Here is a 20,733-nt window from a genome sequence, read left to right as displayed (position 1 = left end):
GCCTCCCGTGAGCCGGGAGGCGCTCGTTCACGCCGATCGGGGAGCGTCAGTCCAGGTAGTCCCGGAGCATCTGGGCGCGAGTGGGGTGACGCAGCTTGGCCAGCGTCTTGGACTCGATCTGCCGGATGCGTTCACGGGTGACGCCGAACTCCCGGCCGACCTCCTCCAGCGTGCGGGGGTGGCCGTCGGAGAGGCCGAACCGGAGCTGGATGATCCGCTGCTCGCGCTCCGACAGCGTGGCCAGGATGTCGTCGAGCTGGTCCTGCAGCATGATGAAGGCCGCGGCCTCCATCGGCACCACGGCGTCGGCGTCCTCGATGAAGTCGCCGAGGTCGGAGTCCTCCTCTCCGATGGGCGCCTGGAGCGAGACCGGCTCCTGCGCGATGCGCTGGATCTCCACCACGCGGTCGATCGGCAGGTCCATCTCGGCGGCGATCTCCTCGGGGGCGGGCTCCCGGCCGAGATCCTGGTGAAGCTGCCGCTGCACACGGACCAATTTGTTGATCGTTTCGACCATGTGCACGGGAATGCGGATCGTTCTCGCCTGGTCGGCGATCGCCCGCGTGATCGCCTGGCGAATCCACCAGGTCGCATAGGTCGAGAACTTGTATCCCTTGGTGTAGTCGAATTTCTCGACCGCACGGATGAGACCCAGATTGCCTTCCTGAATGAGATCCAGGAACAGCATTCCGCGCCCGACATAGCGCTTGGCGATGGAGACCACGAGCCTGAGGTTGGCCTCGATGAGCCGCTGCTTGGCGCGGACGCCCTCCCAGACCAGGTCCTCCAGCTCCGGCCGGGCGAACCTGGCGGCGAGGCTCTCGCAGAGCTTGTCCTCCGCGAACAGACCGGCCTCGATGGCCTTGGCGAGTTCCACCTCCTCCTCGGCGGTGAGCAGCGGAACCCTGCCGATCTCCCTGAGATAGATCCTGACCAGGTCGCTGGTCGGAGCGCGTTTGCCGATATCCTCCTCGTCCGGCTTGCTGGGCTCCTCGTCGCCTTGCGGCTCGAGGACCTCAACCCCGTTCTCGGCGAGCATCCGCACGACGCGCTCCAGCGCGTCGGCGGGCAGCTCGGATCGGTCGAGCGCGGCGGCCACGTCGTCAACCGTGACGCTCCCGCGTTCCCTTCCCTTCGCGACGAGGTCCGCCACCTGGTCTACCGATGGCGGCCTGCTTGGCAGCACCGATGCACCCACGGAACACAGTGTGCAGGAAAGGCACCACTAAATGGCAGGCCTATTTTTGTCACCCAAGGTAAGGCGGAAGTCAATACCGAATCGAGATCAAAACATGTGTTTGGCGACTGTGAGATCTGGAAAGGGACGTTTATTCAGGCCCCGCTGGCGCGTTCTCGCAACACGCGTCGCTGCTGTTCCAGCGCCACGAGTTCGCCGAACAGCCGGTTGTACTCCTGCTGCTCCTCGACCGGGTTGAGCCGCTGCAGCCGCGACTTCACCTGGGCGACGGCCCGGCCGACCGCGACCTCCTGGATCTTGGCCAGGACCGCCGCGCCGTACCGCTCCTCGATGGCGACGTCGGCGCGCACGGCCTCGACCGCGAACCGGGTGACGAGCGGCCTCAGGTCGACGCCGGTCTCGCCGGGCGCCCCGGCGTCGGCCTGCTCCAGCAGCCGGTCGACCCACTCGCGCCCGCCGGGCCCCGCGGCGGCGGTCCCGCCCGCCGCCACGATGACCTCGTAGAGCGCGACGTGCTCGGGCAGGGTGAACGTCGCCGCGCCGAGCGCGTCGAACTCCGGCCCGAGCAGCGCGGGCCGCTGCACGGCGATCTTGAGCGCCTCCGCCTCCAGGCGGACGGCGGGGTCCATGGGCTCCTGCCGCACCGGGGCGGACCGCGCGGGCGCGGCTCCGCGCGCCGCCTGCCGGCGTCCCGGAGCGTGGCCGCCCTCCGGCGTCCGCCCCACGACCTGCTGCACGCGCTGGATGACGAAGCCCTCGTCCATGAAGCCGAGCCAGCGGTCGAGGTCGACCACGTAGGTCTTGCGCAGCCCCGGATCCTTGATCGAGGCCACGACGGGCGCGGCGGCGTCGAGCGCGGCCAGGCGTCCCTCGTTGGTGTTGAGGTCGTAGCGGGACAGGGTGCTGCGGACCGCGAAGGCGAACAGCGGCTCGCGGCTGGCGATCAGGTCGCGCACGGCGGCGTCGCCCTGCTTGACCCGCAGGTCGCAGGGGTCGAGGCCGTCGGGCTGCACGGCCACGAAGGTCTGCGTCACGAACTTCTGCTCGTCCTGGAACGCGCGCAGGGCGGCCTTCTGCCCCGCCGAGTCGCCGTCGAAGGTGAAGATCACCTCACCCCGGAACTCGGCCTGGTCCAGCAGCAGCCGGCGCAGCACCTTGATGTGCTCCTCGCCGAAGGAGGTGCCGCACGTGGCCACCGCGGTCGGCACGCCGGCCAGATGGCAGGCCATGACGTCCGTGTAGCCCTCCACGATGACGGCCTGGGACCTCTTGGCGATCTCCCGCTTGGCGAGGTCGACGCCGTACAGCACCGAGCTCTTGTGGTAGATCGGGCTCTCAGGGGTGTTCAGGTATTTGGGGCCGTCGTCGGAGTCGAGCAGCTTGCGCGCGCCGAACCCGATGACGTCGCCGGTGATGTCGCGGATGGGCCAGATCAGCCGGCCGCGGAACCGGTCGACGGGGCCGCGCCTGCCCTCGCGGGCCAGGCCGCCCTTGATCAGCTCCTGGGAGGTGAACCCGCGGGCCATCAGGTGCCGCGACAGCGCCTCCCATTCGTTTGGGGCGTAGCCGACGCCGAAGTGCTCCGCGTCGGCCCGCTCGAAGCCGCGCTCGGACAGGAAGCGCCGCCCCGGGGCCGCCTCAGGGCCGGACAGCCTCTCGGCGTAGAACTCGGCGGCGGCGCGGTGCGCCTCGATCAGCCGCAGCCGCTCGCCCTGCTCGCGGCCGGGCACGTAGCCGCCCTGCTCGTAGCGGAGCTGGATGCCGGCGCGCTGGGCGAGCCGCTCGACGGCCTCGCTGAACGTCAGGTTCTCGATCTTGCGGACGAAGGTGATGACGTCGCCGCCCTCGGCGCAGCCGAAGCAGTAGTAGTAGCCCCGGGCCGGAGTGACGTTGAACGAGGGAGACTTCTCGTCGTGGAACGGGCACAGCCCCTTCAGGTTGCCCCCGCCCGCGTTGCGGAGCTGGATGTGCTCGCCGACGACGTCGGCGATCGGCGAGCGCTCCCGCACGAGCGCGATGTCCTCGTCACTGATCCGACCGCTTCGCCCTGCCACGCTGGCGAGTCTAGAGCCTGCCCCCGACAGCCCTGACGCCTCACCGCGGATGGTCGAGGACATGTCACGACTTTTCGGAACCGGTCGTGATGTGCGGCTTGGTCCGTTAGAAAGGAAAGGTTCGGTAACGTCGACCAGGTGGAGATCATGCGATCGGGGAGACTGGCCGCCCTCGCCGGCGCCGCGTTCGTCGCGACGTCCTGCGGTGCGCCCGCCGGGGTCGCGGGAGTGAGCACGCTGCCGCCCACGCCGCCGCCGGGCGGCGTCACGGCCGCCATGGACGACTCCCAGCCCGGCCACATCGTGCCTCCGCCCGGGGACGAGCCCGTGCGGGTCCCGCCGCCGAAGATGTCCCCCTACACGTACGCCTTCCCCATCAAGGGCTGCAAGGTGTCGTACTCCCGCAAGCTGCTCGTGCTTCCCAAGACGATCATCTGGGCGGCCAAGGGATGCGCGTTCGTGTCGCCGGTCGACGGAGTGGTGCAGGAGGTCAACCTCAAGAACCTCTGGACGCCCTCCACCGACCGCGGCGCCGACCGGGAGGGCCGGTACGTCACGATCAAGGGTGAGGACGGCGTGCTGTACCTCGGCGGCCACCTCGACTCCGTGGAGCAGGACGTCACGCCGGGCGCCAAGGTCAAGGCCGGGCAGCTGCTCGGCCGGGTGGGCAACACGGGCAACGCGCGCGACACCGCGAGCAACCTCTACTTCGCCATGTCGTGGCCGGTCGACCCGCAGTACTGGTGGGTGCGGCGGGGCGTGGTGCCGCCGTGGCCTTACCTGGACTCCTGGGACGACGGCAACCGCACCGTTTCGCCACGCAAGGCCATGCTCACGCTGCGCAAGAAGATGGGCGCGACCCCGCCCTGCACGCAACTGTGCACCTCCAAGCAGGTCACGCCCGTCCCGGACGAGACCAAGCCGCCGACGAAGCAAAAGAAGAAGAAGAACGGCGGCGGTGACGACGACGACGTCGTGGTCATCCCGCTCTAGGCGAGCACGGTCACCAGGGCAACGGTCACCAGGGCACCGGTCCGTCCTCGTCGAAGAACCCGCCCGACGGTCCTTCGGCGCCGAGCGTCGCGAGCCTGACCGCGACCGCCGCGCCCTGCGCCGCCGTACGCGGCAGGGACATGCCGAGGTCCCTGGCGAAGTCGGTGTCGCACGCCCCGGGGGCGATGGCGTTGACCAGGATGCCGAGCGGCCGCAGCTCCTTGGCGTACTGGATGGTGAGCAGGTTCAGGGCGGCCTTCGACGGCGGGTAGCCCGCGACGCCCGGCCTGCGGGAGAAGTAGTGGCCGGGGTCGGTCATGTGCGTCATCGACGCCGTGCCGCTGGACACGTTGACGATCCGCCCGGCCGGGGACCGCCGTAGCAGCGGCAGCATCGCGTCGGTCACCCGGATGACGCCGAACACATTGGTCTCGAACACCTCGCGCACGACGCCGAGGTCGACCGAGCCGGGTGTCTGGCGCGTGCCGCCCGAGATGCCGGCGTTGTTGACGAGCACGTCGAGGCGGCCGAACCGCTCCCCCACCTGCTCCGCCGCCGCCCGCACGCTCTCCTCACCGGTGACGTCGATCGCCAGCGGGTGGACCTCCAGGCCCTCCGCCCGCAGCTTGGCGACCGCCTCGTCCCCGCGCCCCGGGTCGCGCGCCCCGAGCAGCACGGTCATGCCGAGCTCGCCGAGCTGCCTGGCGACCTCAAGGCCGATTCCCTTGTTCGCGCCCGTGACCAGGGCGATGGTGTCGGTGTTGTTCATGGATGTCAGCCCATCACCTCAGCCCCCTCGGTGCCCAACACCGTCTCGGTCACGGGCGATACCCTCGCGGTATGACACCCGGTGACGACACCGTGGAGACGCGTGAGCTGACCTATTTCGTGGCGGTGGCCGAGGAGCTGCACTTCGGGCGGGCGGCCCGGCGGCTCGGCATCGCGCAACCGCCGCTGTCGCGGGCGATCCAGCAGCTCGAACGCCGCCTCGGGGTGCGGCTGCTTGAGCGCGACCACCGCACGGTGGAGCTGACGGAAGCGGGCGAGACGCTGCTGCGGGAGGGGCAGGCAGCGCTCGCCGCGGTGTCGGCGGCCGTGCGCAGGACCCGGCGGGCCGGCCGCGGCGCGCCCTCGCTCGTGCTCGCCGCCAAACCGGGCGGGGACGCCGACCTGCTGCCGGAGATCCTCGCGGCGTACGCGGCCACGCCGGGCGCGGTGCCCGTCGACATCGTCTTCAGCGCCCTGGAGCGGGGCGCGATGGTGCGGGACGGCCGGGCCGACGCCGCCCTGCTGCACGCCCCGCGCGAGGATCTGACCGGTCTGGCGGTCGAGGAGCTCCTGGTGGAGAGCCAGGTGGCGGTGCTGCCCCGGGGGCACCGGCTCGCCGGGCGCGCGGAGCTGTCGATGGCGGACCTCGACGGCGAGCCGTTGCCGCGGTGGCCCGGGGCCGTCCCCGAGGGCTCCTTCCGGATCGCCGAGAGCGGCCAGCTCATGCATCTCGTCGCGCTCGGCCGGGCCGTGGCGGTCGTCCCCCGGTCGATCCAGGGGAACCTGCGTCACGACCTCGTCGGCGTGCCCGTGGCCGACGCGCCGCCGACGACGCTGGTCCTGGCCTGGCCGCAGGACGCGCGGTCGCGGGCGCTGGCCGCCTTCGTGCGCACGGCGGCGGAGGTCGCGCGGCGAGCGGCCCACGCGAATCGGCCCTGAGGCGGCCCCGCGAGTCACCCGGGAGGCGGCCACGCGAGTCGGCCCCGGGAATCGGCCCTGAGGCGGCCACTCAGGCCGGCCCGGGACGGCCCCGCGAACCGGCCCTGAGGGCGGCTCCGGCGGGTCAGCTCGCCTTGAGCCGGTGCGTGGCCGCCGACAGGCGGCGGTGCCAGCCCATGGCGGAGGCGTCGGTCAGCGAGGCGATCTGGTCGACCACCGCGCGAAGCCGTTCCGCGTCGTCGGCGGCCTGCTCGAACTGGGGCCGAAGAGCGGGCTCCAGCGTCGCCGGGGCACCGCGCAGGATGAGGTCGCCCAGCTCGGCGATGATCTCCCGCTGCCGGGCCTGGACGGCGTGGTGGTCCTCCCGCGACATCACGTAGTGCACCGTCACGCCCTTGAGCAGCGCGCACTCCAGGCGGGTCGTCCTCGGCACCACCAGGTCCGCGTCGTACCGGGTGCGGCCGTCCCTGCCGCCCGGCGTGGGGCGGCAGCCGTACGCCTCGCGGGTGGCGTCCTGGGCGGAGCGGCACAACCGGCCGATGAGGGCGCTGGTGAGCCGCTTGAGCGCGGCGAGGTCGGCGAGCCCGGCGTCGAAGGCGGCCGGCCACAGCGGCTCGGCGAGCAGCCGGGCGAAGGTCTCCGACAGCTCCTCCACGCCGGCGTCGGGCGCGTACCACTCCCTCGTCAGGCGGCAGACCTCCAGCCGTTCCTCCGGGTCCCGCAGGGCCGCCATCGTGACGTGACCGCACGTCAGCGCGTCCTCCAGGTCGTGCACCGAGTAGGCCACGTCGTCGGCCCAGTCCATGACCTGCGCCTCGAAGCCGACCGCGTAGTCGGGCGCCCCCTCCCGCACCCACCGGAAGACCGCCAGGTCGTCGGGGTAGACGCAGTACGGCCGGCCCTCGGCGGCGAGCGGGACGCCGGGGATCCGGCAGGAGGACCCGGCCCAGGGATACTTGCAGACCGAGTCGAGCGTGGCCCGGGTGAGGTTGAGCCCGGCGCTGCGGCCGTCCTCGGTGATGACCTTGGCCTCCAGCCGGGTCAGCAGGCGCAGGTTCTGCGCGTTGCCCTGGAACCCGCCGCACGGCGCCGCCAGCTCGTTCAGGGCGGCCTCCCCGTTGTGGCCGAACGGGGGATGGCCGAGGTCGTGGGCGAGACAGGCGGTCTCCACCAGGTCGGGGTCGCAGCCGAGGACCTTGCCCATCTCCCGGCCGATCTGCGCGCACTCCAGCGAGTGGGTCAGCCGTGTGCGGGGGCTGTGCAGGCCGGTGCAGTCGGCGGGGGCCACCACCTGCGTCTTGGCGGCGAGCCTGCGCAGCGAGGCGCTGTGGAGCACGCGTGCCCGGTCCCGCTCGAACGCGCTCCGCTCGGGGTTACCCGGCGGCTCCGGCACCCATCGTGCCTGGTCGTGCTCGTCATAGCGGGCCATGCGTCCTCCTTCCTTGAGGCAAGCCCCGTGGCGGCGGGGAATGGAGCGTACCCGCGAAGGTCCGGTTTCACGACAGATCCAGTAGTCCGATGGGAGATTGCCCTTCTGCCAGGTAAGCGACTGCGGGTGACACTCGGTTTCGCGGGGCTGAGCGTCGGCCGCCCGCACTCACAGCCGCGCGAGCGGGGCGTCCGCGGTGGGCAGGTCGGTCAGGAAGCGGACGCCGATCGTGCCCATGCCCAGGGCGAGCAGGACACCGCCGACGCCCTCGTTGACCGGCAGGAAGAACGAGACGACGGTCGCCAGGATCAGCGCGGGAACGGCCCAGTGGACCGTGCGAGCCAGCAGCAGGCCGACCGGTAGCAGGATGAAGCCGAGCATCCCGGCCAGGACCATGAGCTGGACGACGACGAAGACGGTCTCGCCGGAGATGGCGTCCGCGATCGCCGCCTTCTGCTCGGTGACCCCGCCCGAGGCCAGCGCGGACAGGGCCGCGCTGCCGGCGGCGTCGCCGAGGTTTCCCAGCATGTTGAGCCCGAGCAGCCCGATGCCGAGGTGACCGAGCACCGCGCCCCGCCCGGGGAACAGCCGCACCAGCCCGGCCAGCCCGGGCAGCGTGATCAGGACGGCCAGCAGTTGCAGCAGGGTCGACAGCTGGAACCGGCCCGGGTCGGCGGCGACCTCGGCGAGCAGGGCCCGTGAGTCGCCGCCCCCCGTCGTCTTGAGCGCCATCGCCGCGGCCATGGCGATCGGCCCGGCGATCAGGCAGGCGCCGGCGAAGCGCTGCCGGACGTTCACAGGTGAAGTGGACATTCAAGCCTCCTTGACGTTGTGTGGCGTCAAGGTAGGCGGCGTGCGCGCCTCAGGTCGTCGGGCGCTCCGACGATGTCCGCGTCGTCCACGCGGACGATTCTGCGGGGTGGACCTCGGCGTTATCGTGAGCGCCATGCGCTGGATCCCGCCCCGGCCGCCCTGGACCGACATCGCGGTCGCGGCACTGCTCGGCGTCTCGGCGGTGCTGGAGGGACTGACCAGCGCCGATGTCCCGCTGACGCCCATGGAGATGGCCGCGGCGACGGCGATCGTCGCACCGATCGCGTGGCGGCGGATCTGGCCGCTCGGGGTGGTCACCGTCGTGCTGCTGGCCGTCGCGGCCACCTCGGCCTCGACGCACAGCTTCGAGAGCGGGTACGCCTTCTTCACCATGATCGTGGCCTGCTACTCGGTGGCCGTGCACGCCAGGCCGAGGGACGCCGTCGTCGGTGCGGCCGTGGTCGCCACGTTCGTGCTGATCGGCTTCACCATCGATCCCGGCCGCGGAGGCGCGGGAGACTACCTGTTCGTCGGCGTGCTGTTCGGCGGGGCGTGGATCCTGGGGCACCTGATCCGCAGGCGTGGCGAGGAGACACGGCTGCTTCGGGCGCAGGCCGCCGAACTGGAGCGGCGCAGGGCCGAGGACGCGCAGCGTGCCGTACAGGCCGAGCGGGCCAGGATCGCCCGCGAGCTGCACGACGTGATCGCGCACAGCCTGAGCGTGATGGTGGTGCAGACGGGCGTCGTGCGGCGGCGGCTCAGGCATGACCGGCCGGAGGACAGCGTACTGCTCGACGAGGTCGAGCAGACCGGGAGGGGTGCGATCGGCGAGCTGCGGCGCCTGCTCGGGATTCTGCGGGCCGAGGGCGAGGAGTTGTCACTCGCCCCGCAGCCCGGGCTGGACCGGTTGCCGCCGCTGCTGGACCAGATGCGCGAGACCGGGCTGACGGTGGGCATGACGGTCGAGGGAGAGCCGGTCGCTCTGCCTCCCGGCATGGATCTCGCGGCGTACCGGATCGTGCAGGAGGCGCTCACCAACACGCTCCGGCACGCCGGGCGGGGCGCTAGGGCCGACGTCGCCATCCGGTGGAACGGCGCGGCCGTCGAGCTGGAGGTGCGGGACGACGGAGCGGGAGCGGCGCCGCTCGGCCTCGGCACCGGACACGGTCTGATCGGGATGCGCGAACGGGCGGTCCTCTACGACGGAACCCTGGATGCCGGGCCGCGGGAGGGCGGCGGCTACCGGGTGCACGCCGTACTACCGCTCTCGTGGAGCATGCCGTGACCATCCGGGTGCTGGTCGCGGACGACCAGGCGATGGTACGAAAGGGCTTCCGGCTGCTGCTGGACGACGAGCCGGACATGGAGGTGGTCGGCGAGGCGGGCGACGGCGAGCAGGCGGTGCGGCAGGTCCGCGCCCTCACTCCTGATGTGGCGCTCATGGACATCCGGATGCCCGGCGTGAACGGCCTGGAGGCGACCCGGCGGCTCGCCGGGCTGCCCACCCGTATCATCGTGCTCACCACGTTCGACCTGGACGAGTACGTCTACGAGGCGCTACGCGCCGGCGCCGCCGGCTTCCTCACCAAGGAGGCTCCGGCCGAGTTGCTGATCGAGGCGGTCCGGGTGGTCGCCGCGGGGGACGGCATGCTCACACCCGGGGTGACCCGGCGGGTCATCGAGGCCTTCGCCAAGGCGTCCGTCCCGCGCCGATCGCCCGCGCTGGAAACGCTCACCGCCCGGGAGCTGGAGGTGCTGCGGCTGATGGCACGCGGACTGTCCAATCCCGAGATCGCCCGGCAGCTGTTCATCTCCGACACCACCGCCAAGACCCACGTGAGCCGCATCCTCACCAAGCTGAATCTGCGCGACCGCATCCAGGCGGTGATCTTCGCGTACGAGTCCGGGCTGGTCACCCCCGCCTAGCCGTGCGCCGTGGCCGGCGGTCGTGGCGAGGCGGACGAGCTCGGCGGCCGCGCCGGTCGGCCGTGGGATCGGCGGTGCGCCTGCGCGCGCTCCCGTGCACCGGTCACCGGGCCGTGTCGCGCGGCCCGGTGAACCATCGCCTCATCGCGTGTCGGACTGCGCGCAGGTCAGCGCGGCACGGCCCGCCTCCAGCCGGGCCACCGGAATGCGGAACGGCGAGCAGGAGACGTAGTCGAGGCCGATCTCGTGGCAGAAGTGCACCGAGTCGGGGTCGCCGCCGTGTTCGCCGCAGATGCCGAGCTTGAGGTCCGGCCGGGTCCGCCTGCCCTCCTCGACCGCGATCCGCATCAGCCGGCCGACGCCCTCGCGGTCGACGGACTCGAACGGCGAGACCCCGAAGACGCCCAGATCGAGGTACGTGCCGAAGAAGGCGCTCTCCACGTCGTCGCGGGAGAAACCCCACGTCATCTGGGTGAGGTCGTTGGTGCCGAACGAGAAGAACTCTGCGGCCTCGGCGATCTGGCCCGCCGTCAGCGCCGCCCTCGGCACCTCGATCATCGTGCCGATCGCCGCCTCCACGCCCGCCTCGGCGAGGATCCGCTCCGCCTCCTCCTTGACGATCTCCAACTCCTGCACCGCGCCGACCAGCGGAATCATGATCTCCGCACACGCGCCCTCGACCCGCCGGGCCGCCGCGGCGATGGCCCGCACCTGCATGGCGAACAGACCGGGGACCGTCAGGCCGAGCCGTACGCCGCGCAGGCCGAGCATCGGGTTCTGCTCGTGCAGGCGCTTGACCGCGTCGAGGAGCCTGCGGTCCCGGTCGTCCGCCCCGCCTCCCGTCCTGCCGTCCGCCCTGTCGGCCGCCCTGTCGTCCGCCCTGTCGGCCGCCCTGTCGTCCGCGAGGGCCACCTTCACCGCCAGGTCGGTGAGGTCGGGCAGGAACTCGTGCAGCGGCGGGTCGATCAGCCGGATCGTCACAGGCAGCCCGCGCATGGCCTCGAAGATGCCGGTGAAGTCGCCGGTCTGCAGCGGTTCGAGCGCGTCGAGCGCCGCCTGTCGCTCCTCCGGCGTCGTGGCCAGGATCAGGTCCTCGACGAGCCGCCGCCGCTCCCCCAGGAACATGTGCTCCGTACGGCACAGCCCGATGCCCTGGGCGCCGTAGCGCCGGGCGCGGGCGGCGTCCTCGGGGGTGTCGGCGTTGGCCCGTACGGCGAGCCGGCGCACGGAGTCGGCGTGGGTCATGATCCGGTCGACCGCCCTCACCAGCTCGTCCCTGGTGGGCTCGCCCTCGAAATACTCGGCGACCGGCGAGGCGGTGACCGGGACCTCGCCGAGGTAGACGGCCCCGGTGCCGCCGTCGATGGAGATCACGTCGCCCTCGTCGACGACGACCCCGCCGGGCGCGGTGAACCGGCGGGCGTGCGGGTCGACCTCCAGCTCCTCGGCCCCGCACACGCAGGTCTTGCCCATCCCGCGCGCCACCACGGCGGCGTGCGAGGTCTTGCCGCCCCTGGAGGTGAGCACGCCGTGGGCCGCGATCATCCCGGCGAGGTCGTCGGGGTTGGTCTCCCGCCGCACGAGGATGACCGCCTCGCCCCGCCCGGCCAGCTCGACGGCCCGCTCGGAGCTGAAGACGGCCCGGCCCGCGGCGGCGCCGGGCGAGGCGTTCATGCCGGTGGTCAGCCTGTGGTTGCCGGCCGTCGCGGCGAAGCGGGGGAACATGAGCTGGGCGAGCTGGTCGCCGGTGACCCGGGTGACCGCCTCGTCCATGTCGATCAGACCCTCGTCCACGAGCTGGGTGGCGATGCAGAAGGCGGCGGCGGCCGTGCGCTTGCCGACCCGGGTCTGCAGCATCCACAGCCTGCCGCGCTCGATCGTGAACTCGATGTCGCACAGGTCGCGGTAGTGCCGCTCCAGCGTCGCCATGATGTCGAGGAGCCGGCGGTAGGCCTCGGGGTTGATGGTCTCCAGCTCCTGGAGGGGGACGGTGTTGCGGATCCCGGCGACGACGTCCTCGCCCTGGGCGTTGCGCAGGTAGTCGCCGTAGACGCCCTGGCGTCCCGAGCCGGGGTCGCGGGTGAAGGCGACCCCGGTGCCCGAGTCGGGGCCCATGTTGCCGAACACCATGGCGACGACGTTGACCGCCGTGCCGAGGTCGGCGGGGATGCGCTCCTGGCGCCGGTAGAGGATCGCGCGCGGGGCGTTCCAGGAGTCGAAGACCGCCTTCACGGCGAGGTCCATCTGCTCCCGGGGGTCGGCGGGGAAGTCGCGGCCCGTCCGCTCCCGGACGATGCCCTTGAAGGTCTCGACCAGCCGCTGGAGGTCGGCGGCGTCGAGGTCAGTGTCCTCCCGCTCGCCCTTGAGGTCGTCCATCGCGTGCTCGAACAGCTCGCCGTCGATGTCCAGGACGGTCTTGCCGAACATCTGGATGAGCCGGCGGTAGGAGTCCCAGGCGAAGCGGTCGTTTCCCGACTGCTTGGCCAGCCCGAGGACGGAGTCGTCGTTGAGGCCGACGTTGAGGACCGTCTCCATCATGCCGGGCATCGAGAACTTGGCTCCCGACCTCACGCTGACCAGCAGCGGGTCGTCCGCCTGGCCGAGGCGCTTGCCCATCCGCTCCTCAAGGGCGGCGAGGTGCCCGCCGATCTCCTCCTCCAGCCCCTCGGGCATGCCGCCGTGCCCCAGATAGTGGCGGCACGCCTCGGCGGTGATCGTGAAGCCGGGAGGCACGGGGAGGCCGATGTTGGTCATTTCCGCCAGATTGGCGCCCTTGCCACCGAGTAGGTCTTTGAGGTCCTTGTTGCCCTCGGTGAAGTCGTAAACGTACTTGGGCATGCGACGCTCCTTCGCCGACTTCAATAAAGCCGCGGACGCGGCCCGCAACCGGACTGTACCTAGGAAAAGCAGCACCAAACCTCACCCTTCGCCAGATATGGCGTCTAAGCAGGTAGAAGGCATCGCAGAGGTCTAATCCAATCAAAGAACAGTCATTTTTCCGGCGGTCGCCAAGTGGTATAAACCAATTCGCCGTCAAGGACGACATGAAGCTTCCGAGCGGGCGGAGAGGAAATGGTTTAGACCATTGTCCGGTAAGGCGGAGTTCCGGTGAGTCGGCGGTGCGCCCACGACGGCATGCGATATAAACGAGGCACCCTCCGAATACAGTCGAACACGGAGGGTTGTCAGTGTCGCGAGCGTTGTCGCGAGGGGTTCCGGAGCGAGGGGTATCGGCGCGAGTGACGGCGCGGGGAAAGACGGCACGGATGCCGGCGGGACAGGTCTCTACGGCACGGATCCCGGCGACGCGGATCCTTTCGGCGCGGATCCTTTCGGCACGGATCCCGGCAGGACGAATCCTGGCGGCACGGATCCTTTCGGCACGGGGGACGGCGGCGCGTAGGGTCGGGCCGGTGATGGTGGCGGTGGCCGCCGGGCTCGGCGCGATGACGGCGACCACCGGTTGCGGCGGCGCGCGGGTCGCCCCGGAGGAGTACGCGTCGAGCGCGCCCTCCCTGTCCTGGAAGGCGTGCGAGGAGACGGCCTCCTCCTCGGGCTTCGAGTGCGCCACGCTCCAGGTGCCCCTCGACTACGCCAAGCCGGAGGGCAAGAGGATCGGCATCGCCCTGGTCCGGTTGCGGGCCACCGACCAGAGCAAGCGGATCGGCTCCCTGGTCTTCAACTTCGGCGGTCCCGGCGGCTCAGGCGTCACCACCCTCATCAACGCGGCTCACGCGTTCTCCACACTGAACAGCCGCTACGACCTCGTCAGCTTCGACCCTCGCGGCGTGGAGCGGAGCAGCGGCATCCGGTGTCTCACCGCCCCCCAGATGGACCAGTACATGAGCGGGGAGCCCAGCGAGAACGCCGCGACCGAGACCAAGCTCGTCAAGGGATTCGCCCAGGCGTGCGAGCGCAACGCGGGCTGGATCCTGCCCTACGTCGGCACCGTCAACGCGGCACGCGACATGGAGACGCTGCGCGAGGCCCTCGGCGAACCGCACCTCAACTATTTCGGCTTCTCCTACGGCACCCACCTCGGGGCGGTGTACGCCACGGAGTTCCCGAAGAAGGTGGGGCGGATGGTGCTCGACTCCGCCGTCGACCCCTCGGTCACCATGCTCGACATGGCCAAGACCCAGGCCCTCGGCTTCCAGAAGGCGTACGAGGACTACCTCGCCGACTGCACCAAGACGCGGACGAGCTGCCCGCTCGGCGCCGACGCCGCGGCCGCGAACGCCACCGTGCTGAAGCTCCTCGACACCCTGGCCCGCACGCCGGGGAAGGTCGGCTCACGCACGGTCACCGAGGACATCGCCAGGGCGGGCATCACCCAGGCGCTCTACAGCAAGCTCACCTGGCCGCTGCTCACCGAGGCGCTGGACGAGGGCAGGAAGGGCAAGCTCGACGGCCTGCTCGCCCTGGCCGACCAGTACGCGGGGCGGCAGCCGAACGGCACCTATTCGACCCTGCAGTTCTCGCTGCCCGCGGTGCTGTGCGTCGACAGCACCGACCGCCCCTCGGTCGCCCAGGCCGAGGAGCTGGCCCGGCGGCTGGAGAAGAAGAGCCCGATCTTCGCCTCGACCGCGATCAGCGCGGGGGCGTGCAGCGTCTGGCCGGTGCCCGGGGACGACGCCGCCAGGCGCGTCGACGCCACCGGGTCCAATCCCATCCTGGTGGTCGGCGTCACGAACGACCCGGCCACGCCCTACCAGTGGGCGCCACGGCTGGCCGAGCAACTGCGCACCGCCGTGCTGCTGACGCTGAACGGCGAGGGCCACGGCGCGTACGGCCAGAGCCAGTGCATCGACGACAAGGTCAACGCCTACCTGCTGGAGGGGACGGTCCCGGCCAAGGGGACGCGCTGCGGCTGAGCGCGCTCCCCCGCCCGTTCACGACACCATCCACGGCGCCCTCCACGGCGTCACAGTGCCGATCACGTGTGCCGCACTCACCGCGCCGCGCTCACCAGCGATCAGTGTGCCGCTCTCACTGTGGCGTCCGCACGGTGCCGAGCCCGGCAACCACGTGGTCGACGATGCCGTACTCCCTGGCCTCCTCGGCGGTGAACCACCGGTCCCGGTCCGCGTCCGCCTCGATGCGTTCGAGCGGCTGCCCCGTGTGGAAGGCGGTGCGCTCGGCCAGGGTCTTCTTCGTGTGCAGCATCTGCTCGGCCTGGATCGCGATGTCGGCCGCCGTGCCGCCGATGCCGCCGAGCGGCTGGTGCATCATGATGCGCGCGTGCGGCAGGGCGTAGCGCTTGCCCGGTTCGCCGGCGCACAGCAGGAACTGCCCCATCGACGCGGCCAGACCCATGCCCACGGTGACGACGTCGTTCGGCACATATTGCATGACGTCGTAAATCGCCAGACCGGCCGACACGGAACCACCGGGGGAATTGATGTAAAGGCTGATGTCCCGCGCGGAGTCCTCCGCGGACAGCAGCAGCAGTTGCGAGCAGATCCGGTTGGCGATGTCGTCGTCGACCTCCTGCCCCAGCACGAGGATGCGCCGTTCCAGCAGCTTGCGGCCAAGATCGCCGGAGCCGAACCGGTCGCCGGCGGGGTCGCCCGAGCGCGCGTGGTGGTCCATCTGGTCTCCCTGTTCCGGTAGTCGGGTTATGCCGCGACATTAGTCCCGGAACCCGGGAAGAGGACTGCCTATTTCACTGTCAGCACATTTTCGCCATGGGCAAATTACGCTACAAGCATATTCCGCCGTCAGCGCGGTTCCGGATGCTACGGCTGCCCCGAACAGCCCGGCGGAGCCGGTGCCGCCACCCGGCTCGCCGAGCTCGTCGACATGTCGTCAGGCGGGGCCATCCGACCGTCCGAGTCTCGACCGGAGGTCGTCGGCGCTGGGGTGGCCCAGATCGGTCAGGATGTTCAGCGCCAGACGCCATGTGCCGCGGGCGTCCGCTTCCCGGCCCGCCGCCTCGTGGTTGTCGCCCATATGGGTGAGGACCAGAGACTCGTTGTAGCGGTCGCCGTCCTGCCGGTGCATCGCGAGCGCGCGCCGGTAGCAGGTCTCGGCTTGGTCGTGGTCCCCGAGCTGATGGTGGACGTGGCCCAGGCTGTCCCAGGTGGCCGATTCCCCGTCGCGATCCCCGGCCTCCCGAAGCCAGGTCAGAGCCTGCCGGCAGTGCTCGAGCGCTTCCCGATGGTTTCCGACGGCGATGTGGTACCAGCCGACTGCGCTGATCGCCCTGGCCTCCCAGTGCCGCTGGCCGGCGGCCCGGTAGAGCCGGAGTGCGTGTTCGGCGCTGTCCAGCGCCTCCACGTGGTGGCCCTGCTGCTCGAAGACCCGCGCAAGGTTGCTGTGAATGTGCGCCTGGCCGGTCAGGTCTTCCAGCCGCGCGAAGTGCTCGAGCGCGTGCCCATACTCCCGGACGGCCGCGTCGGCGTCACCCAGCCGGGTGTGGGCAAGGGCGGTCCCAAGCCGGCTGAGGGCGAGCACCTGATCGTCCCCTCGGGCCGCCGCGAGAGCGTGACCGTGTACCGCGATCATGTCCCGCCAGGCCCCTGTACGGTCCAGGAAACTGCTCATGGACCACGCCAGCTGCCAGGTGTGCGTGTCGAACCCGCACGCGGCGGCGAGCTCGGCGCACGCGAGCAGGACGGACCGCTCCGATGTGAACCAGGCGAGGGCTTCGCCGTGGTCGGCGGGGGCGGCCACCGTCACACCGGGACGCGGATCGGCGATCGCGATGGGGTCGCGCGCCGGATGGAGGAGAAGCGCCGACCGGTAGGCGGTCTGCAGGTAGTGGTCGACGATGCGGCCGGCGACCTCGCGGCGTTCCGCTTCGTTCTCGGCCTCCCGGTGCAGCTCGACGGCGTAGGTGTGCAGCAGATCGTGGAACGCCCACCTGTCCGGTGCGTGCTCGTCCAGCAGGTGGACCGCGGTGAGCTCCGCCAGCAGGCGGCGCGCCTGCTCCGGCGGGAGTGCGGCGGCGCTCGCCGCCACGGCCAAGCCGAAGTCCGGCCGGGGGTGGGCGCTCATCCGCCGGAAGAGTTCCGCCGCTCCAGCGCTGAGTGCTCGGTAGGAGCAGGCGAAAACCGACCGCACATCGGTCGCCGGGTCGTCGTCGTGGAACGCGTCCAGGCTCGCCCCGGCCTGCCGGAGCTCGTCCGCGAGCGCGCGCAACGGGAACGCGGGACGGGTCACGGCCCGGGCCGCGGTGATCACCAGCGCCAGCGGGAGGCGGGCGCAGGAGGCGATGAGGTGGTCCACTGCGCCGGCGTCCGCCGAAACCCGGTCGCGTCCGATCCTCCGGGTCAGCAACTCCTGCGCTTCTTCAGGGGTGAGCACGTCGACCGCGAGCGGATGGGCACCATGACCGGCGATGAGACCGGAGAGCCGGTTGCGGCTGGTCACCAGGACGAAGGACCCAGGCGATCCAGGCAGCAGGGGACGCACCTGTTCGGCGCTGTGGGCGTTGTCGAGGATCACCAGCATCCGCTTGTCGGCCAAGAGATCGCGATACAGGCCGATCTGGGCGTCCGGGGACACCGGCACCCGATGCACGGGAACCCCGAGAGCGGTGAGGAAGCCGCGCACGACCTGCTCGCTGGTGACGGCCGACCGGCTGGCATCGAAACCGCGCAGGTCGGCGAACAGCTGCCCGTCCGGGAAACGATGACGCGCGCGGTGGGCCCAGTGCACTGCGAGGGCGGTCTTGCCGACCCCGGGCACTCCGGAGAGCACAGCCACGACCACAGCGGTCGCTTCCCGTTCGGACATCACCGCCAGCTCGTCGAGCGTGCTCACGGCCTCTGCCCGCCCGGTGAAGCCCATCACGTCCGCGGGCAGCAGAGCCGGTCCGCGTCGTGGTGCCGCCGTGCTCGTGGCCTCAGCCGTGGGGCCCTGCGGAGAGAGGGCGTCCTGGTACGCCTGCCGGAGATCGGGGGACGGATCCGCGCCCAGCTCCTCCACCAGGCGCCGACGCGTCTCCGCGTAGACCTGCAGGGCCTCCGCGTTGCGCCCCACTGCGGCCAGGGCCCGGATCAGTGCGGCGCTCAACGGCTCGACCAGGGGATGCTCGTCGAGCATCTCCCGCAGGCGCTCGATCACGACCCCGCCCCGGCCCGCTGCCGTCTCCAGGCGCGCCAGGTCGAGCATTGCGCCGAGGCGCCGCTGGGCCGCCTCCCTGCGCACGGACTCCGCCCACTCCCCGGTCAGGCCGGTGAGAGGAACCCCCCGCCACAGGCCGAGCGCCTCCCGCAGCAGTTCGGCTCTGCGCGGATCTTCCCCTCGTGTCGCCCGCGCGCAGTCGAGCAGCAGCCGGAAACGGTGCAGGTCCACCTGCTCCGGCCGGGTGCCGAGGACGTAACCGGCGTGGCGATGCTCCAGCCTCGGCGCGTCGCCGCCGGCGGCGGCCTCGCTCAGCGCCCGGCGCAGCCGGGTGACGTAGCTGTGCACGGCCCCGCGAGCGGTCGTGGGCGGCGCCTCGTCCCAGACCCGGTCGATGATCTTCTCGATGGGGACGAGTACGCCCACGTCGACCAGTAACGCGGCGAGAACCGCCTGTTGTTTGCGCGGGCCCGCATCCACCGGATGCGTGTCCGTTGTGATTTCGACCGGTCCCAGCAGCCGGAACTGCACCATGGTCTGTCTGTTCCCCTTTGATAGCGCGGGCCGGTCCGTGCGAATGCGCGACCACAGCTAATCAGGACAGATCGGCTCGGCTCAAGGATTCGTTAAGCGCGAATGGAGCGGGCGGCGAAACCTTGGTGGCGCGCCGGTTCCGCCCTTCTCGCGGGGGCGGGCGGAGACCGCGGGCGGCGCACCATTCCCGGACCGGATTCACCTCCTCAAAGAACCCTCGCTTCCCTTCACCCCCCTCCTGCCTTACGGGACGCCATGAGCACTCTTCGCATGCGAAAAATCACGCTTCTGACACTGCCGCTTCTATTGTTTTGCGCGCTGATGACGGCCTCCGCACGGGACGCGGTCGCGCACGCGGCCACCAGGGCGATCACGGAGAACGGCTGCGATCACATCGGTGATCGCTTCCCTTCACTCGCCCGTCAGGGCAAGAGGAAGGTGCTGTGCGTCGCGCCGGTGACACAACCGCCGGGCAGATCGGTCCTGAGCTCGACGAGCGCCGCCGACGACCCGCCGCCCCTGCCCACCTGGTGCATCGACCCCCCTGACGATCAGTCGAAGAGCGCGTGGAAGACCAGGCGATTCGCCGCCTGCCTGATCAACTATGCGTCCGTCAGCGTCTACGACACCACCACGAGGGCTCTGCTCGGTCGCACCATGATCAATTACATGCATTTCATCGGCATGTTCAACGACAGCCTGGAACTCACCGATGTCTTCGCGATCGTCCGCTTCTACTCCGAGGGAGAACTGGTCCCGGACGACGCGCTCAGCTTCCGCCTGGCGGTCAGCTGTTCCTACGGCTGTACGGCCGGCGACTTCGGCCCTCCGATCACACTGCCCGAGAACTCCACCCGCTACCTGACCCCGTCCGTCCCGCATCTCGTGAACGTGCCCATCGACGGGATACGCACCGTCAACACCACGTACGAGCTGCAGTTGACGCATCCGGGCGGGGACACGGAGATAATCAACGTCTTTCCGCCGGAGAAGGGTCCGTACCCTTCGCCGGACATCCGCTGCGACAGGATTCTCAGCGGCGCCGGCTGCGTCATCGCGAGTTTCATCCCCACGCTCGACGGGCTGTCCGCCTACCCGACGGTCAGGACGCACATCAAGCGTGCGCAGGCCAGTGGGCTTCCGGGAGCCCCCGGCACCACCCCCCTTCACCGGCTTGCCGACCCGGCGAAGGCCAAGAAGAACCGGGACATGGCCTGCCCCGACTCGACGCCCCGTCCGCCTGGACTGACATGTGACGAATACCCCATGGCGCGCACTTGGGAGGGTGCCTGGACGAGCGGCGGCGCCTACAGCACGGACATGGTCCTCGACACGGACAACTCGGGCGCGGGAGGGAAGTTCGGAGCACTCGTCACCCGCGATCGGCTGCTGGACCGCGACGCCTTCTGGGTCGATCCCAGCTGATTTCCCGATGGCCACGTCATTCTCATCGCGCCGGGCCCGGTATCGGACCGGTGACCACGTAGATCCGCTAATGGAAAGGACAGCCGTGTCTCACAAGAACACGACCGCGAAGCGCTTCATGAAAATTCTCTTCGCCGTGGTCGTCGGAGCGGCGGCCACGACGGTCGGCCCGATCTCCGCCGCGAACGCCACCACAGGCGAGTGCGACAAGACCTGGGTTCCCGACTACTACCAGGAGGTCGGCGGCGCCGGCATCTACCTGGGAAACGCACGCTACGTCAAGCTGATGAACGGCGGCGCCTTCAACTACAGCTACGCCCAGATCTCGCCGAGCGATTCGGGGTACACCGTCTGGGTCGACCGTAGCCTGCAGGGGATGCCCAGCAGCCTGCCCATGTTCCCCACCACGGAGCAGGTGCAGGCGAACGGCGGCTGGAAGCAGTGCGGACCGTTCTACAGCTCCAGCAGCAGCAATCTCGTCATGAACTGGAACACCGATCAGCAGCGGCACTACGCGGTCCGCGCGTGCGCGCGCAACGCGCTCGGCAGCTATTGCGGCAACTGGTACATCGACCGGAGCTGAC

General features: G+C 70.6%; 15 protein-coding genes. 7 read left to right on the top strand and 8 right to left on the bottom strand.

Annotated features, from left to right (window positions below):
• Positions 1 to 46: 46 nt before the first annotated feature.
• Together rpoD and dnaG are read right to left on the bottom strand one after the other, a co-directional pair.
• The gene (gene rpoD, locus ACIBK1_RS29035; protein WP_030506212.1) at positions 47 to 1,186 is read right to left on the bottom strand and encodes an RNA polymerase sigma factor RpoD; all 1,140 of its coding nucleotides are present in this window, start codon (positions 1,184 to 1,186) and stop codon (positions 47 to 49) included.
• A gap of 146 nt (positions 1,187 to 1,332) precedes the next feature.
• A complete protein-coding gene (gene dnaG, locus ACIBK1_RS29030) occupies positions 1,333 to 3,252 on the bottom strand; it encodes a DNA primase (RefSeq protein WP_030506213.1) in 1,920 nt (639 codons plus the stop codon).
• Between the two features lie 147 nt (positions 3,253 to 3,399).
• Here dnaG and ACIBK1_RS29025 point away from each other — a divergent pair, with 147 nt between their 5' ends.
• Complete coding sequence (locus ACIBK1_RS29025) at positions 3,400 to 4,245, top strand: peptidoglycan DD-metalloendopeptidase family protein (RefSeq protein ID WP_396738884.1); 846 nt, start codon at positions 3,400 to 3,402, stop codon at positions 4,243 to 4,245.
• A gap of 25 nt (positions 4,246 to 4,270) precedes the next feature.
• Here ACIBK1_RS29025 and ACIBK1_RS29020 read toward each other — a convergent pair whose 3' ends face one another.
• Positions 4,271 to 5,014, bottom strand: a complete 744-nt coding sequence (locus tag ACIBK1_RS29020; protein ID WP_396738865.1) for an SDR family oxidoreductase — start codon at positions 5,012 to 5,014, stop codon at positions 4,271 to 4,273.
• 71 nt (positions 5,015 to 5,085) lie between these two features.
• Between ACIBK1_RS29020 and ACIBK1_RS29015 the strand changes: the two genes are divergently transcribed.
• The gene (locus tag ACIBK1_RS29015) at positions 5,086 to 5,952 is read left to right on the top strand and encodes a LysR family transcriptional regulator (RefSeq protein WP_363527588.1); all 867 of its coding nucleotides are present in this window, start codon (positions 5,086 to 5,088) and stop codon (positions 5,950 to 5,952) included.
• Positions 5,953 to 6,076: 124 nt separating this feature from the next.
• Here ACIBK1_RS29015 and ACIBK1_RS29010 read toward each other — a convergent pair whose 3' ends face one another.
• Both ACIBK1_RS29010 and ACIBK1_RS29005 read right to left on the bottom strand, forming a co-directional pair.
• Entirely contained in the window at positions 6,077 to 7,381 is a 1,305-nt protein-coding gene (locus ACIBK1_RS29010) for a deoxyguanosinetriphosphate triphosphohydrolase (protein WP_030506217.1), read from the bottom strand.
• A 168-nt stretch (positions 7,382 to 7,549) separates the two neighbouring features.
• The gene (locus ACIBK1_RS29005) at positions 7,550 to 8,194 is read right to left on the bottom strand and encodes a hypothetical protein (RefSeq protein ID WP_156080766.1); all 645 of its coding nucleotides are present in this window, start codon (positions 8,192 to 8,194) and stop codon (positions 7,550 to 7,552) included.
• A gap of 133 nt (positions 8,195 to 8,327) precedes the next feature.
• Here ACIBK1_RS29005 and ACIBK1_RS29000 point away from each other — a divergent pair, with 133 nt between their 5' ends.
• Positions 8,328 to 9,479, top strand: coding sequence for a sensor histidine kinase (locus ACIBK1_RS29000; protein WP_063754560.1), 1,152 nt, complete (start codon positions 8,328 to 8,330; stop codon positions 9,477 to 9,479).
• Positions 9,476 to 10,120, top strand: a complete 645-nt coding sequence (locus ACIBK1_RS28995; protein WP_396738862.1) for a response regulator — start codon at positions 9,476 to 9,478, stop codon at positions 10,118 to 10,120. The genes ACIBK1_RS29000 and ACIBK1_RS28995 overlap by 4 nt, the downstream gene beginning before the upstream one ends.
• Positions 10,121 to 10,261: 141 nt before the next feature.
• Here the strand turns inward: ACIBK1_RS28995 and ppdK are convergent, their stop codons facing one another.
• Complete coding sequence (gene ppdK / locus ACIBK1_RS28990; protein WP_396738860.1) at positions 10,262 to 12,958, bottom strand: pyruvate, phosphate dikinase; 2,697 nt, start codon at positions 12,956 to 12,958, stop codon at positions 10,262 to 10,264.
• Between the two features lie 578 nt (positions 12,959 to 13,536).
• Between ppdK and ACIBK1_RS28985 the strand changes: the two genes are divergently transcribed.
• A complete protein-coding gene (locus ACIBK1_RS28985) occupies positions 13,537 to 14,994 on the top strand; it encodes an alpha/beta hydrolase (RefSeq protein ID WP_396738882.1) in 1,458 nt (485 codons plus the stop codon).
• Positions 14,995 to 15,109: 115 nt separating this feature from the next.
• On the opposite strand, the gene ACIBK1_RS28980 is transcribed toward ACIBK1_RS28985, so the two are convergent.
• Both ACIBK1_RS28980 and ACIBK1_RS28975 read right to left on the bottom strand, forming a co-directional pair.
• Positions 15,110 to 15,712, bottom strand: coding sequence for an ATP-dependent Clp protease proteolytic subunit (locus ACIBK1_RS28980; RefSeq protein ID WP_051761325.1), 603 nt, complete (start codon positions 15,710 to 15,712; stop codon positions 15,110 to 15,112).
• 216 nt (positions 15,713 to 15,928) lie between these two features.
• Complete coding sequence (locus ACIBK1_RS28975) at positions 15,929 to 18,724, bottom strand: AfsR/SARP family transcriptional regulator (RefSeq protein ID WP_396738858.1); 2,796 nt, start codon at positions 18,722 to 18,724, stop codon at positions 15,929 to 15,931.
• 321 nt (positions 18,725 to 19,045) lie between these two features.
• On the opposite strand from ACIBK1_RS28975, the gene ACIBK1_RS28970 reads away from it, so the two are divergent.
• Both ACIBK1_RS28970 and ACIBK1_RS28965 read left to right on the top strand, forming a co-directional pair.
• On the top strand, positions 19,046 to 20,149 hold the full coding sequence (locus ACIBK1_RS28970) for a NucA/NucB deoxyribonuclease domain-containing protein (RefSeq protein ID WP_396738856.1): 1,104 nt from the start codon (positions 19,046 to 19,048) through the stop codon (positions 20,147 to 20,149).
• A gap of 118 nt (positions 20,150 to 20,267) precedes the next feature.
• On the top strand, positions 20,268 to 20,732 hold the full coding sequence (locus ACIBK1_RS28965; RefSeq protein WP_156080767.1) for a hypothetical protein: 465 nt from the start codon (positions 20,268 to 20,270) through the stop codon (positions 20,730 to 20,732).
• Position 20,733 lies beyond the last annotated feature (1 nt).

The organism is Microbispora rosea (assembly GCF_044460045.1).
Taxonomy (GTDB): Bacteria; Actinomycetota; Actinomycetes; order Streptosporangiales; family Streptosporangiaceae; genus Microbispora; species Microbispora rosea.
This window is presented reverse-complemented; position numbering and strand designations above follow the sequence as displayed.

What these genes read in the sequence shown, in the direction of transcription:
- ACIBK1_RS29000 (WP_063754560.1), top strand. Translation starts at nt 8,328, where the DNA reads ATGCGCTGGATCCCGCCCCGGCCGCCCTGGACCGACATCGCGGTCGCG.
- ppdK (WP_396738860.1), bottom strand. Translation starts at nt 12,958, where the DNA reads ATGCCCAAGTACGTTTACGACTTCACCGAGGGCAACAAGGACCTCAAA.
- ACIBK1_RS28970 (WP_396738856.1), top strand. Translation starts at nt 19,046, where the DNA reads ATGACGGCCTCCGCACGGGACGCGGTCGCGCACGCGGCCACCAGGGCG.
- ACIBK1_RS29015 (WP_363527588.1), top strand. Translation starts at nt 5,086, where the DNA reads ATGACACCCGGTGACGACACCGTGGAGACGCGTGAGCTGACCTATTTC.
- ACIBK1_RS29010 (WP_030506217.1), bottom strand. Translation starts at nt 7,381, where the DNA reads ATGGCCCGCTATGACGAGCACGACCAGGCACGATGGGTGCCGGAGCCG.
- ACIBK1_RS29005 (WP_156080766.1), bottom strand. Translation starts at nt 8,194, where the DNA reads ATGTCCACTTCACCTGTGAACGTCCGGCAGCGCTTCGCCGGCGCCTGC.
- ACIBK1_RS29025 (WP_396738884.1), top strand. Translation starts at nt 3,400, where the DNA reads ATGCGATCGGGGAGACTGGCCGCCCTCGCCGGCGCCGCGTTCGTCGCG.
- ACIBK1_RS28965 (WP_156080767.1), top strand. Translation starts at nt 20,268, where the DNA reads ATGAAAATTCTCTTCGCCGTGGTCGTCGGAGCGGCGGCCACGACGGTC.
- ACIBK1_RS28975 (WP_396738858.1), bottom strand. Translation starts at nt 18,724, where the DNA reads ATGGTGCAGTTCCGGCTGCTGGGACCGGTCGAAATCACAACGGACACG.
- ACIBK1_RS28980 (WP_051761325.1), bottom strand. Translation starts at nt 15,712, where the DNA reads ATGGACCACCACGCGCGCTCGGGCGACCCCGCCGGCGACCGGTTCGGC.
- ACIBK1_RS28985 (WP_396738882.1), top strand. Translation starts at nt 13,537, where the DNA reads ATGGTGGCGGTGGCCGCCGGGCTCGGCGCGATGACGGCGACCACCGGT.
- ACIBK1_RS29020 (WP_396738865.1), bottom strand. Translation starts at nt 5,014, where the DNA reads ATGAACAACACCGACACCATCGCCCTGGTCACGGGCGCGAACAAGGGA.